The organism is Paraburkholderia sp. SIMBA_054 (genome assembly GCF_046534875.1).
GTDB lineage: Bacteria > Pseudomonadota > Gammaproteobacteria > Burkholderiales > Burkholderiaceae > Paraburkholderia > Paraburkholderia hospita.
This window is the reverse complement of record NZ_JAWRXV010000072.1, coordinates 18,731-32,495: the sequence shown is the minus strand read 5'-3', so window position 1 is coordinate 32,495 and position 13,765 is coordinate 18,731. Positions and strand designations below refer to the sequence as shown.

Here is a 13,765-nt window from a genome sequence, read left to right as displayed (position 1 = left end):
GCCTCAGATGGAGCGGGGCTGCGCGGCGCCCGGGCCGCGCGGCTTCCAGAAGTCGAGGACGGCCGCCAGCGTCGGCGTCGCGGCGCGGTTGTCCATTTCGGCCAGCAGCTTGCGCACGCGCGCGAAATCGCGGCGCAGGTAAGCCGTTTCGGCGAGCCAGGGCAGCATGCGCTCGCGCGGGAAGCCGCAATCGATCGCACGTTGCAGCATCGTGTCCGCGCCGTCGAGATCGAGTCGCGCGATGGCAAGACGGCCGCGCAGACGCCACAGCGCCGCGTCGTTCGGATCGTGTTCGAGCGCGGCGGCCGCAAAGCCGTCGGCCTGGTCGGCGGCATTGCGGTACACGTCGCCCGTCACGAGATTTTCGTAGATCAGTTCGCTGTACAGCTGCGCGAGCGTCCTGTTCGCGTGCGCGCGCTCCGCATCGCTCAATTCGGGATGCACCTTCACATCGAGCTTCGGACGTTCGACGAGTATTTGCTGCGTGAGCGTTTTCTCGCGGTTGTCGAGAATGCCGTACGCGAGCAGGCGGATATCGTCGAGCGGATCGGCGAGCATGCCTTGCAGCAGCGGCGAGACGGTGCGTGCGGGCATCGTCTGCATCGCGAGCAGGGCGGTCATGCGAAACGACGTGCCCGCTTCCGCGTTCTGCAATTCCGCCTTCAGGCGCGCACCGCGCCCATACGATACAGTGCCGATCAGATTCGCGGCGAACTCAGGTTCCTCGACCAGCACGACGGGCAACTGCGCGCGTGGCCGTGGCAACGCGGCGGCAATCGCGAGCGCGCCGATCGAGCAAAGCATCCCGCCGACAGGCACCGCGAAGTTCAGAAACCATAGCGACGCGAGCAGTCCCACGCGCGGCAGCCGGTAGCGCGCGGGCATCATCTCCGCGAGACCGAGCGAAGTCGCGAGCGCGGCACAGGCCTGCACGAGCAGGCATAGCAACAGCGTCTGTGTATTCAGATGTGCGCCGGCTTGCAGCGTCGACACGTCTGTGTTGACGAGACCGCCGAGCCATTCGGCAGACGTGTCGGGCGTGCTGCGTGTGGCGATCATGAAGACGGCGATCTGCAACGCAAGCCCGAGCGCGACGAGCAGCACGCCGACCAACGTGATGCGCGCGCCCACGGGACGGCTTCGATCGATTGCGACGCTGTCAGAAGCGGACATCGCAGCGCTCCAGCAGGCGCCGCAGGGCGGCGATGGGTTCGTCGGCGGACACGGCCATCGAATGCACGGCGACACGCGCCGTTTCGAAGTCGACGCCGTATTGCGCACGCAGATTCTCTTCGATCCGCAGCAGATAGCCGTCGACGGCACTGTCGCCGGAAAGCGGCATCAGCGTGAGCACCACGCGATGCCGTTCGTCGCGCAAAGGCCACTGCACATCGAGCGCGCGGCGTGTGCGCAGCACATGTTCGTATAGCGTCGTGCTGCGTTCGTCGTTATGAAACACGAGCGCGACGATCGACGACTGGACCTGCGTATCGCGCTTCAGATGCACGAGCCGCGCATAGTCGAGCGCGAAGGTGTGGGGGCAAGTGGGGAAGGCCGTGAGCGTGTCGCGCGTGATGACGGCGTGCTGCACGCCGTCCGCGTAGAAGTTGCAGAGAACGAGCAGGAACTGCAGGTTGTCGCGCGTGAGTGCGAGAAACGGCATGCGCTCGACGGCGAGCACGCCGACAGGATTCTTCTGTGCATCGATCAGCGGTACGACGGCGACATAGCGGCTCAGCGACATGTCCTGATTCGCTTTCGATTCGACATGTACCAGCGTGCGCGTTTCGAGCGCTTCGCGCACGAGGGGATCGTCGGGATCGAACGCCGATGGCGCGCCAATCGATGCCCCCGCAGCCGTCGCAGCCTTGCCACCGCGCCACGCATGCACGCTCGCGCTCTCGATCTGGCAGGCTTGCGCGGCCGCTTCGAGAAACGGCTGCGCGCCGCGCAAATCGACGACGCCTTGCTGTGCCTCAGTCGGCTCCTGATTGAGGATCACGGTGCGCAGCCGCGCCAGCGAATCGCGCAGCGTGGCGGGGCGTCCGAGCAGATCCTGTTCGAGCCGTTCGTGCGAGATGCGCAACATGAACTGGTTGCGCGTGAGAATGGACAGGCGTTCGGCTAGATAGTCGTTGGCGATGCGGCCTTGCCGCAGGCGCGTGATCCAGATGTCGCCGAATTGCCCGCACAGCATCGTGACGACGAAGCCGCCAAGGAAGAAGCTCACAGGAAAGAGCCGTGTGTGCGGCGTCTCGATCAACGCACGCGCGAGCGAAATGGGCGCGGACGCGCCGCTGTACCCGGGGTACAACACGTACCACGAAGCCAGCAGAATCAGCCCGGAAAACACCCCCGCAATCGATCCATAACGCAGCGCGATCACGAGCGGCACGATCCAGATCCAGCCGAAGCCACTTTGGACCAGCAGCGGATCGGCGTGATCGAAGGCCCAGCAGATGGCAATCGCGATCAGCGTTGCGACGATCGTTTCGAGCGCGGCGATCGTGCGGCGCCGCGCGGAACCGCGCGGCGGCGCGATCACGCGGGCCCACCAGGAGCCCGCGCCGACGCTTTGCGCCTCGCGGCGTCGACGCCGCCCGGGCGGCGCGGAGTGTTCGTTAGCCTGCGTGTTCATGGCGTTCGCCTTAAATCGAAGCCAGCTTCGATGATAGTCGTGCGGAGCAGGGCATGCGTCACCGCGCGAGCGGCGACAGCAGATCGCGCTCCAGCTTCTGCGCAACGCCCGACACGGCATCGCGGCTCCAGCCGGTGCGGCTGCCCGTGCCCGTCCACACGACCTTGCCCGTCTGCACGTCGAGCACATCGAAAGTGAGGCCCACGGCCGGCTCGCCGTCCACGCCGACCTTGTAGCGCCATTCGTTGACGGCACCCGTCAGCGCATAGCGCGCGTTCTGCTGGCGCGCCCAGTTCAGCGCGTTTTGCTGAGCGTCCGGCTTCGCGGCGTCGAACAGCGTTTCGTCGTCGGCGCTCGCCGGGTAGCGCGACAGATTCGTGAAGCCGTACGACGCCAGCAGGCTCTGTGCAATCGACGCCGCACGCTGCCCCGCCTGCGGCGTCTCGGTGTTGTTCGCGATAGGCAGGATCGCGAGGCTGTCGGTCTTCGCGATCGCGGGTGGCGCGCTGCGATCGACGACGGCGCAGCCCGCGAGCGTGAGCGCCATCAACGCCAACGCTGATGCGAACAACGTCGACGCGCGTGCGCGAAGGTTCTTGCTGTGGTCCATGTCATTCTCCTCAAAGGCTCTTCAATACAGATACCGATAGCGCATGCCGACTTCCTTCACGGAAGTCGAATGATTCGACGAGACGCCTTGATACGCGCCGTACAGCAGCATCTGATCGTTGCCGAACACGCTGCCCGCCACGCCGAGTTCAGCCTGGCCCGACCAGCCCGCGCGCGAGTCGCGGATCGGGCCGCCCGCGAATATCGGCCGCCATCCTTTCGAATACTGCTCGGGCAGATCGTCGCCGAACGAAAACAGCAGGCCGCCTTGCGTGAAAGTCTGCGGCATGAAGGACGCGGCCGTGAACGGCGTGTTCTCCGGCAGCAGCACGCGCAGCGGGTCGCCCGGTGTGCCCGTCGCGTTGTACTGGCCGTGCGCGAAGACGGCGCGGATCGTGTAGTCGGGGTAATCGGCCTTGATCTTGTAGCCGATGTTCGCTTCGACGAGACTGCCGTTGCCGAGATACGAGCGGTCCTGGCCGTGAAATCGCGCGTACTCGTAGCGCGCGCCGCCGAACCAGTGCGGATCGAGCCGGTAGTTGAAACCGAGCGTCGCGAGGTCCTTGGTGCCGCCCACCGTCAGTTGCGTCGATTCCGTCGCGGCCTGGTTGTAGCCGAGCGCATAGGTCAGCGTGAGGCGCTGTGTGACGGTGTACGTGCCTTCGACGCGCGCCGTCGTGAAGTCTTCGAGCGCATTGCGGCGGCCTAGCGTGACGTGCTCTTCGTCATATTGGCCCTTGTGGCCATAGATCGCCTCGGCGAGCCGGTCGTGTTTCGGCGCGAAAGCGAGCTGCGAGCCGTCCACGGTCTGGTCGCGCTGCTGGTAGCGAAACTGCAGGTTCTGCGAGGGTGTGAGACGCACGCTGCCCGTCGCGGATTCCTCGGTGAAGCGCAGCGACCCCTGATCGACATAGCGGAATGCGCCCGCCAACGCCTGCGCATTGCTGAGCAGTTGCTCGCGCGCCATCGCCTGCATCACTTCGTCGTTGGGCTGGCGCGTGATCGAGTCGACCGCGGTGGTTTGTGCGGCGGACGTGCGGCCCGTGAGCGCCTGCGCATCGACGCGTGTCTGCCTCGGAATCAGATCGGGCAGCGTGTCGAGCAGGCGCGACAGTTCGTTGACGTCGCCGTCGTTGATCGCGAGTTGTGCTTCGGCGTAGATGGGGCGCTGGCTGTCGTCGATATATTGCTTTTCGAGCCAGGCGCGCTCCATGTCCGACGCCTCTTCGTTCTGCGCCCAGGAAATGGCCGCCTCGCGCGCGATGGCCGAATAGAGGCGCTGGCTTTTGCGGATCTCGTCCTGCTTCGCGGGCGGCAACTGGCCGATGTCGCCAAGCTCGGACGCAGCCGCCTGGTTGTCGCCCGCGCCGTTGCGATCGGCGCGCAGCAGGTCGATCAACACCGCGCGCGAGCGGTCGCCGCTCGCGTACAGCTGCGTAAGCGCGACATAGCGGCCGCGCAGATCGTCCTGCTCGGCGGCGGGCAGCGGCGCTGCTTTCGACGGATCGCGCCGGCGGCGCGCCAGTTCGAGCCAGACCTGCTTGCGCACGCGCCACGCTTCGTCGACGCGGCCGTTCAGTTCCAGTGCGTCGGCGAACGTGAGACGCCACAACAGGCTTTGCTGCGCTTGCGCAGCCTGCTTGTGGAGATAGTGCCACGCTTTACGCCCGTCTCCGAGCCGCAACCATGCCGCGCCGTACGCGGGCCATAGCTGCGGATCGCTCTCCGCGTCGCCCGCATGACGGCGCAGCGCAGCGAGCAGGGCGGCATCCGTGCCGCGCTCGTTCAGCACCCAGATGTAGGCCGCGCGCGCTTCCGAGTTGTTCGGATCGAGCGCGGCAGCGCGTTCGATGTCGCGCAGCGCGGCATCGTTGGCGCCCGTCTGCCGTTCGTATTCGGCGCGTGCGAGCAGGAACGTGGCTGACTGCTCGGCGGCCGTGAGTTGCTCGGGCGTGAGGGACGCGAGCAGGATCCTGATGCGGCCCCACGCGTGCGCGCGCTGATAGCCGTACAACGCTTCCGACAGCATGCGCGGCGGGCCGCCATGACGATACGCGTATTCCGCGAGGCGGCCCGCGTCGAGTGGCGAGTCGTTGAAGAAGTTCGTCATCGCCTCGTAGTCTTGCGCGTCGGCTTTGCCGCCCGCGATCAACTGGCGATAGCCAAGTCTCGCATCGCGCGTGTCCTGGTTCGAGTCGGCAAGCAGCGAGTAGAAGCGCCAGAATTCATCGTTCGATGCGGGCGCGCCGCGCTTCGCTTCATTCATCGCGGCGAGCGCCCCGTCGAACTGCGTGCGCGTGTACAGCATCGTGCCGATCTTCAATCCGTAGGCTGCGTTCGGCCCATATTCGCGTTCGAGATCGCGCCATGTGCGTAGCGCGAGATCGTCGTCGCCCTTGCGTTCGGCGACTTGCGCGTAACGCTCCATTGCCTGGCGGCGCAACGGGCCGTTGAAGCGCGTGCGCAGAAAGCTCAACGCGGAATCGGGATCGGCGATGCGTTCGTACGAGAAGACGACGGCATCGAGCAGCTTCAGATTACCCGGCTGCTGGTCGGCCTGGTGCAGCGTGACGGCGAGCATCGCGGTGTTGTCGTTGAGTCCGGGCGCGAGACGCGCGACCTTCTTCCAGTCGTCGTCGGTGCCGCGCATCTTCGCGATGGTGACGTAGTTGGCGAGCGCAATGTCCTGACGCCGGTTCCACTCAGCGACTTGCGCGAGACGCTCGCGCCATGGGATCGACTGCGGATCGCGGTCGACGGCCGTTTGCGCGATGCGCTGCGCGTTCGCGACGTCGCCGTTCGCGAGGAACACGCGATACGCGAGTTCGTAATCGGACGCGGTTGCGTCGCTCGCGGGCGTCGGGGTCGGGGTCGGCGGAACAGCAGCGGGTGCTGTCGTTGCAATGCGTACGACGCGGGCTGTGGTTTGAGTGGTGGAAGCGTTGCTCAGCGCACGACGCAGCGCCGTGCTGCGCGAAACGTGCGGGCGATACCACGCCGCGCGCAGCCACACGCCGCGCGTCGTGCGATGCTCGACGGTGCCTGGGTCCGCCGAGCGCTTCGGCACGAACGACGCACGCCGCGCAAGCGCCTGCTCATGATCCAGCGCGGACATCTTCATCAATCGCTTCACGTACTTCGACGCGAGATCGGGACGCCCCGCAGCCAACGCGAGATTGGCGAGAAAGCGCAGCGTTTCAGGATCGTCGGCAAGATCGCCGATATGCTGGTCGGCCGCCTGCATCGTCGCCGGCATGTCGTTGCCCGATTGAAGCGCGCGCAAACCGGCAACGAACGCGGCACGCTTCTCGTCAAGCGTGGTGGCTTGCGCTTGTATCGCGAACCACGCGTCGGCGGCGGCGCGATGCTGCTGGTTCCCCAGTTGCGTTTGCGCGAGTTCGGCCAGCCACTTGCGCGCATGCTCCCGATCGGACTGCGCGAGCAGCGTGTAGTAGCGCGCGGCGAGATCGTTGTCATTCAACCCGCGCGCCTGCTGGGCGAGCATCTTCAATTGCTCGATATCCCACTTGTAGTTGAGTGCTTCGTGCAGCCGCGCATCGAGTTCGCGAATGCGCGCGGGCCGCGCCGGGTCGTTCGGTTTCAGCGAATACAGTCGTTGCTGCGCGAGCGACACGCGGATGGCGAGCGCACTTTGCCGCGCGTTCGGATCGTTGGAGCGCGACAGACGGTCGAGGATGCGCGTCGCATCCGAGATGCGCTGCCCCTTCAGGTATTCACGCGTGAGTTCGGAGAGGACTTCCGCGTTGTTCGGATCGACGCGCAGCCAGGCTTCCAGATAGGCGATCGTGAGACTGTCGACCTTGGCACCTTCGAGCAGCCGCGATTCGATCCTCTCGCGCGGAAAGGCGAGCGCCAGCATCACGCCGACCAGCAGGCCGAGCACGAGAATCACAGCGGGCGAAAAGAGCCGCTGCCGCTCAGGTGTCGCAGGCGACGTCGACATGCAATTGGCGATACGCGTTGGTGGAACCGGTCACGGGGCGCTTCGTCACGCGGCATGCGCCGGCGTTGGCGACGCGGAACATCGGTGCGATGTGCGAGCGCAGATCGAACGAAAAGCCGTTGCGTGTGCGCACGAAGTGGTCGAGCATGCCGTTGGCTTCGGCGAGATAGGGCACAGGGCGCGCCGCCGACTGGTCGATCACGGCGAAGCGCGCGGTGCCGTCGCCCGTCAGGTGCACATAGGTGCCGCCCGGTCCCGGCAGATAGCCCGCGACACCCGTCGCATTCGACATGTCGGGCACCTTGCCGGCGGGAAGTCGCACGGTGCGCAGATTTGCCTCGTTGCGCACGACCCAGACGTTGCTGCCCGGCTCCTGATAGATGCTGGTGTCGAGCCAGTCGAGCACCTTGCGCGCGTATTCGGAGGTGAAGACGGGCGTGACGGGTTGCTTGAGCACGGTATCGAAGATCTGCTGCAGCGCTTTCATCGAAGCGTACTTCGTGCCCGTGAACATGTGGTAGTAGATGTCCATCGGCTTGAAGCGAATTGGCTTGTCCGTCATCGCGAACGTTTCGAGCACGCGCGAAAATCCATAGAACGGGCCATGCCAGAGGTCCGTGTATAACTCTTCGTTCTGATTGGGCGCGAAGATCTGAAAGTAGCCGTTCTTCATCACGCCAAGCGGCGCAATCGCGGCCCAGCTCGGAAAGCGCTTCGTGATCAGCGTGTCGCCGCCGTTCAGGTTCAGCACACCTGCTTCGTACGCCGCCTTGAGAACCGGCGAGGGCACCTGGCAATCGCCGCTCCACAACACCATGCGCACGGGCTTCGACGCGGGCGCGACATTTCGGTCGATATAGTCGATCGAGCCTTTGATCTCGCGGTCGATATTGAACCGGTAGCCGGGAATGTCGATGGACAGGCCGCTGCTGTTCGTCTGGCTGCTGCCTTCCGTCGGCGTGTCGCGTGTGTCGGAGACGCCCAGGCCCGTGACGCGCATCCATTGCAGCGGGTGCGTGTAGGTATGGGTCGCAACTTCGACATTCGGCAACTCGAAGATCTGTCTGCCGATCGTGCGCAGGTGCGGCGCGAAGCTTTTGAACGGGCCTTCGTCGCTTACCTCGCCCTCGATCAGCGAGACGGTGGTGGGCATGCCGGAGTCGCGCAACAGCGCATACAGCATGTCGCCTGAGTATTGCGGCGTAATGTCGGAGTTGGGCGGCGTGTAGTTCGTGTACTCGGCGCGCGAGGCAAACCCGTCGCCGTCGATATGCGACATCAGCAGACGCCGGCCGTTTTCTGTCGTCGTGTCCGGCACGGGCATGTCATGGTTCAGGCGCAACGCGGCGCGCAGAAATTCGATGGGTTGCGTAACCCAGCGCGCCTGATTGACGGCATCCAGCTCGTACACGCCAAACGGGCGCATCGCATAGCCGCCCCAAGGCGTGATGCCCGCGCCGTCGATCACGAAGTCGCCCGAGCGCAGCCGCAGCAGCGAACGGCTATGCGGACCGACGCGGACGGGTGTGAAGTCGCGTGCCAGCGGATGCGGCTTCATTTCGAAGCCCATCATCTTCGGATCGTACGATTCGACGTCGAGCTTGCCGTTCGACGGCGCGCCGGCCACCGTTTCGAGGTCGAGTTTCTTCGCGAGATCGGCGTCCATCTGCGTGCCGAAAGTCGTGAACACCGCAACGGGAATCTTCGCGTCGATCTGCGCTGTGAGCCAGTCGCGATACGCCTTGCTGTTCGGCACCTGGCCTTCGAGCCATAGCACGATGCCCGCATAGCGGTCGCGCAGATCGCCTTCGGGCATCGGGTCGCGCGCATCGCGATAGTCGATCCGGTAGCCGAGGTAGTTGAGCGGCATGGCCAGAAAACGCACACCGGGCGACACGTTCAGGTCCGTGCGCAGCGGCGGGTCCTGAATCACCAGAATGCGACGTTTGACGGGTTCGACGGCGCCGACGCCCATCGTCGCCAGCGCGCCGTCTGTCACGTAAGGCACGATGCCTTGCGCCCTGATCTTCGCTACGGTGTCCTGCTGGCATGCGTGATCGGCGGGCGCGCAATAGTCGATCGAGATGACGGGGAGATGATATTGCTCGCGTATCGTCCTCGCCTGTCCGAGCAGCCATGCGCGGTCCTGTTCGGAGACTGCCGTATAGCGCTGCTGCGATTGATCCCAGCCGCGATACAGCGACTCGAACGCAACCGCATACACGAGGTCGTGCACCTGCGGGAGAATCTCGAAGCCGCGATTGAAGATCAGCTTTGCATCGGGATAGCGCGTTTTGATCGCGCGAATCACATTGGCCAGCCCTTGTATCTGCCGAGCGCGTGCTTCGTCGGTCTTCGCAACGAGTTGCCACGAATCCATCGTGTCGAGAAAGAAGCCGCGATAGCCTTTTTCCCAAAGCGGCTTGATGACACGATCGACAAAGAACGCGGGCCATTCGGGCTGGCTTTGATCGATCACGCGCGATGCCCATGCTTCATTGCTTCCAGCCAGCCAGTTCTTCGGCAGATCGGCGTAATAGCTGCGCGAGGGCAGCACTTCGCCGACGCTCGCGTAAGCAAACCACGTGGTATGCGGTAAACGATGCGCAAGCGGATCGAAACCGCTATCGGGTTCGACAACGGCTGCGTCGAATGCAGAAAGCATTTCTACGGGCGGTGACTTGCCGTAATAGAGCGCAAATGAAGGTTGCGTGGCGGACGGGGTAATGTCGTCGGCAAAGGCGGAATGAAAGGGCAATACCAGTGCAATGACGAGAAAACCTGGCGTGCCAATTCGCTGCAAACGCGCAGTGCAAACCGCCAGGCACACTCGCATGAATGCGAAAATGATTTTCCTCAAATAACGATGCAATTCGCTTGGCGTCATTGACAGAAAAGTGTTCTGCTGATCTGAACGGGCAGATTGATGTTGTGACGTCTTGTTCTGCTCAATTGCGTCAGCGCCTATGATAGACAACATTCAGGTGTGCGCCTAGCCTCATTCTTGCTTGAGAGCGCACTCTGTTGCGAATGAAGCGCGTGTTATAAAAGTGATGCGCTTTTAAATTCGCGAAACATAGGGGTTTGTGCTAAAGCGAATAAAACGCTTAAAGCTATTTTGAGTGAGATTACCGGTCCGGTTTTCGGATACGGTGATACCAGTTCATCAATGGTGTTGCGCTTATGCCATGCACGATGACGGAAGAAGTGATGACGGCGAGCGTCAACGGCACGAGGGGAAGCAGGTCTTGCATGTGACGTTGCTGCATCGACTCAAGTGCGAGCGCAAGGTAATAGAAAGACCCGATGCCGCGAATGCCGAACCAGCTCATCAAGCGGCGCTGCGCATGCGCGGCATTCGACCCGAGCAATGATGCTTCGACGGCGAGTGGCCTCACCACGATAAAGAGCGCCGCGATCAGTATCGCGCTTTGCCACGTGAAGAGCGATGCGCCGGAAGTCGCGAGCACGTTGCCGACGATCATCATCACGACGACTTCCGCGATGCGTTCCAGTTCGATGGTGAAACCGAGCACCGATTCGGCCATAAAGGCGTGGGCCTTTCGCGGATCGGAGGCCGTCGCGACGACGTCTTCCGAGTCGACAGTGCCGATCGCTTCGCGCGCCGAGCGGCTGCCGCTCGCGCGATGCTCGACGCCGCGCATCGCAACGCCCGCTGCGAAGACGGCGACGAAGCCATTGCAGTGCACAAGCAGGGCAGCGCCGTAAGCGAGGCCGATCAGTCCGAGCGCAAAGAAGCCTTCGAGGCCGAGTGCCTGCGCGTGGCGCGTGCGTAACCATGCGACGGACTTGGTGGTCATCCAGCCGAGCAAGCCGCCTATCACCAGGCCGCCCGGAATCCCCGCGATCGCTTCGAATGCGATGCGCCAGCCGCTCGCCTCGTTTCCGTGCGCCGGGCCGGACGTGCATAGGGCGAGTCCCAATAGCACGAACGGCAACGCGATGCCGTCGTTCAGTCCGCCTTCGCCCGATAGCGAAAAGCGCAGCAGGTCCAGATCGTCGGAATCCTGGACGCCCACGTCATGCGCGAGCACGGGGTCGGTCGGCGCAAGGATGGCCGCGAGCAGTAACGACGGACCCCAGTCGAGACCGAGCAGCAGTACGCCGACGAGCGTGAGAAGCGGTATCGTCAACACCATCGCGACGAAGCCGAGCCGCAGCGGCAACGTCCACATCGGCGCGAAGAGCGGCAGCCGCAGACGCAGCCCGATCGCGAACAGCGAGACGAGCAATGCGACTTCCGTGACGGGGCGCAGTATGTGCGCGTCGCGGGCGAGGTCGAGTTGCAGCAGCCCGAGACCGGACGGTCCAAGCGCATAGCCGATGGCGAGGTACAGCATCGCCGCGGACAATGGCAGACGCTTGAACGTCGTGGCGGCGATGCCCATGAAGATCAGCACGCCGCCGACGATCAGATACCACCAGACGGTCGCTTCGTGCATCAGCAGGTGGCGCGCGGCGCGTTCATGGCGCGCGGCCGAACGCTTCGCGCAGCTTGCGTTTGGCCTGCTCCAGCGTGCTCTTGCGCGATTTCGGCAGGTTGCGGCCTGCGCGGTTGATATAGAAGTTGAGCATCGACATCGCCGACTGATATGGCGTGCCTTTGCGCCGCTTGCTGTGCGTCGACGAGCGTTTTAGCGATTGCGCGATTTCGTCGGCGGTCCCTGTTCTGAAGATATCCTTCTCGATGTCCATCGCGTCGCTGGTCTCCATCACGCGATGCGACCAGTACTTCGCGTTCTTCCCCGAGCGGCTCGATGCCGCCGTTCGCGCGTGGTGCGCGGCTCTCGCCTGCGAATGACGCTGGCGCGGCGGACGGCCGCCTCGGGCGCGTGTCGACGCGTGGGCCGTCGTACGCTTTTTCGCGCGCGATGTTCCGCTGCGTTTGCTGGTGCTGGCCATCGTATTCCCCATCAACGGAAATCCGCCCGCTATGCTGGCGTTGCGTAGCGAGCGGACGGTACTGCGTTCGGCGTGTTCCTACAGCTTCACGCCGCCTGCTTCGGGCGCATTCGACGTTCCGGGCGCGACGTCGCCGACGCCGAACTCGTCCTCTCGACCCCAGTATGGCTCGCGTCCGTAGTATTGATGGATCGACGTGGCCCATGTGGAATCGGCCATCGACGGCCAATGATCCTTGTCGAAGCCCGGCGCGTTCTTCACGCTTTCAGTCGGCATGTCGAGCAGGAAACACTCGCGGTCCGCGTCGAGCGTGAGCGCGCTCCATGGAATAGCGAGCAGCTTGTCGCCGATGCCGAGAAAGCCGCCGCTCGACAGCACCGCATACGCGATGCGGCCCGAGCGCACGTCGAGCATGATGTCCTTGATCTTGCCGATGTCGTCGCCGTCGGCGCTCAATACCTTGTCGCCGTCCAGCGTATCGGCCGCCATCACTTCCGGGCCCGGTCCGCGGCTCCTGCCGCGGCTCGTGCCGACGATATCCGCTCCACCGCGTGTCTGGTTCTGCAACGTCATGATGGTTCTCCCTGTGTTGGTCCGTACGGATCATGCGTACCGCTGGTTCAAGCAACCTTCAAGCAACTGCTATTCCTATCAACCGTCTTCGCCTACTTCAACGGGATCGGGCAATTCGGGCAGATCTTTCGATGTGTCGGGCGGTTCCGGCTCGCCGCGCGGCGCGTTGTCCGGGCGGGCGGTCGAGTTGTCGTGGGAGGTTGGGTCACGGGCCATGATGTCGCTCCTGTCTGTGTGGGAATGCTCATGACAGGAGCGCTGCACGTGGCGTGCCACGCGGCACGCCTTGCAGTGTCGGACGAATACGAGGGGTGTTGAGGATTCAGGGACGCGCGGCGATCTCGTCGAGATGTTCGAGCAGATCGGCAGGGTCTTCGTAGACGCGCAGCGCGCCCGCGCGCTCGAGTTCTTCCTGGCCGTAGCCGCCCGACAGCAGGCCCACGCCGAGCGCGCGGCAGCGGCGGGCAGCCAGCATGTCCCAGATGCTGTCGCCGACCACGACGGCGTGCTCGATCTGCACCTTAAGCCGATGCGCTGCGGCGACGAACAGGTCGGGATCGGGCTTCGCGTACTTGACGTCGTCGCGCGTCACGACGACCGTCTTCGACGGATCGACGCCGAGCGCTTCGAGATTGACGGCCGCGGTCTCCATGCGGCCGCTGGTTGCGATCGCCCACGGCGTACCGCTTTCCGTCAGCGCGGCCAGCAGCGCCTGCGCGCCGGGCAGCGGACGCACTTGTGCATGCAGTTGCTTGTAAGCGCGAGCATGTGCGCGCCGCAAGCGTTCGACGCGTTCGGCGCTCATGTCGCCGCCCGTCTCGCGCAGCAGCTGATGCGTGAACAACCCGCCGCTCATGCCGATCTTGCGATGGATGCGCCATACCGACAGCTCGATGCCTTCTTCGTCGAGCGCTTCCTTCCATGCGAGCACATGCTGATACACGCTGTCGACGAGCGTGCCGTCGAGGTCGAACAGAAAAGATGTCGAAATACGCATGAAGTGTTCTCCTTGGTCTGAATGGCGTGCAGCGCAACTTCATATTGCGCCATTTATCGCA

At 64.2% G+C, this 13,765-nt stretch carries 10 protein-coding genes; all 10 read right to left on the bottom strand.

Going from position 1 to position 13,765, the window contains the following annotated elements:
- Positions 1–3: 3 nt before the first annotated feature.
- Positions 4–1,173 carry a sugar ABC transporter permease gene (locus tag SB822_RS47000; protein ID WP_410857910.1) on the bottom strand — a complete coding sequence of 390 codons (1,170 nt, stop codon included), beginning with the start codon at positions 1,171–1,173 and terminating at the stop codon, positions 4–6.
- Positions 1,160–2,638, bottom strand: a complete 1,479-nt coding sequence (locus SB822_RS46995; RefSeq protein WP_410857909.1) for a PelD GGDEF domain-containing protein — start codon at positions 2,636–2,638, stop codon at positions 1,160–1,162. Before SB822_RS46995 ends, SB822_RS47000 begins: the two co-directional genes overlap by 14 nt.
- A gap of 58 nt (positions 2,639–2,696) precedes the next feature.
- On the bottom strand, positions 2,697–3,248 hold the full coding sequence (locus SB822_RS46990) for a hypothetical protein (protein ID WP_007576574.1): 552 nt from the start codon (positions 3,246–3,248) through the stop codon (positions 2,697–2,699).
- 21 nt (positions 3,249–3,269) lie between these two features.
- A complete protein-coding gene (locus SB822_RS46985) occupies positions 3,270–7,211 on the bottom strand; it encodes a tetratricopeptide repeat protein (RefSeq protein WP_410857908.1) in 3,942 nt (1,313 codons plus the stop codon).
- Positions 7,186–10,014 carry a bifunctional glycoside hydrolase 114/ polysaccharide deacetylase family protein gene (locus SB822_RS46980; protein ID WP_410857907.1) on the bottom strand — a complete coding sequence of 943 codons (2,829 nt, stop codon included), beginning with the start codon at positions 10,012–10,014 and terminating at the stop codon, positions 7,186–7,188. The genes SB822_RS46985 and SB822_RS46980 overlap by 26 nt, the downstream gene beginning before the upstream one ends.
- Before the next feature lie 325 nt (positions 10,015–10,339).
- Positions 10,340–11,674: a cation:proton antiporter gene (locus SB822_RS46975; protein ID WP_410857906.1), complete on the bottom strand. Its 1,335-nt coding sequence runs from the start codon at positions 11,672–11,674 to the stop codon at positions 10,340–10,342.
- Positions 11,675–11,696: 22 nt separating this feature from the next.
- The gene (locus SB822_RS46970; RefSeq protein ID WP_410857905.1) at positions 11,697–12,146 is read right to left on the bottom strand and encodes a DUF3175 domain-containing protein; all 450 of its coding nucleotides are present in this window, start codon (positions 12,144–12,146) and stop codon (positions 11,697–11,699) included.
- A gap of 66 nt (positions 12,147–12,212) precedes the next feature.
- The gene (locus SB822_RS46965) at positions 12,213–12,707 is read right to left on the bottom strand and encodes a PRC-barrel domain-containing protein (protein ID WP_410857904.1); all 495 of its coding nucleotides are present in this window, start codon (positions 12,705–12,707) and stop codon (positions 12,213–12,215) included.
- 78 nt (positions 12,708–12,785) lie between these two features.
- Positions 12,786–12,923 carry a hypothetical protein gene (locus tag SB822_RS46960; protein WP_165489446.1) on the bottom strand — a complete coding sequence of 46 codons (138 nt, stop codon included), beginning with the start codon at positions 12,921–12,923 and terminating at the stop codon, positions 12,786–12,788.
- Positions 12,924–13,029: 106 nt separating this feature from the next.
- Positions 13,030–13,704, bottom strand: coding sequence for an HAD family hydrolase (locus SB822_RS46955; RefSeq protein ID WP_007576581.1), 675 nt, complete (start codon positions 13,702–13,704; stop codon positions 13,030–13,032).
- Positions 13,705–13,765: the final 61 nt, after the last annotated feature.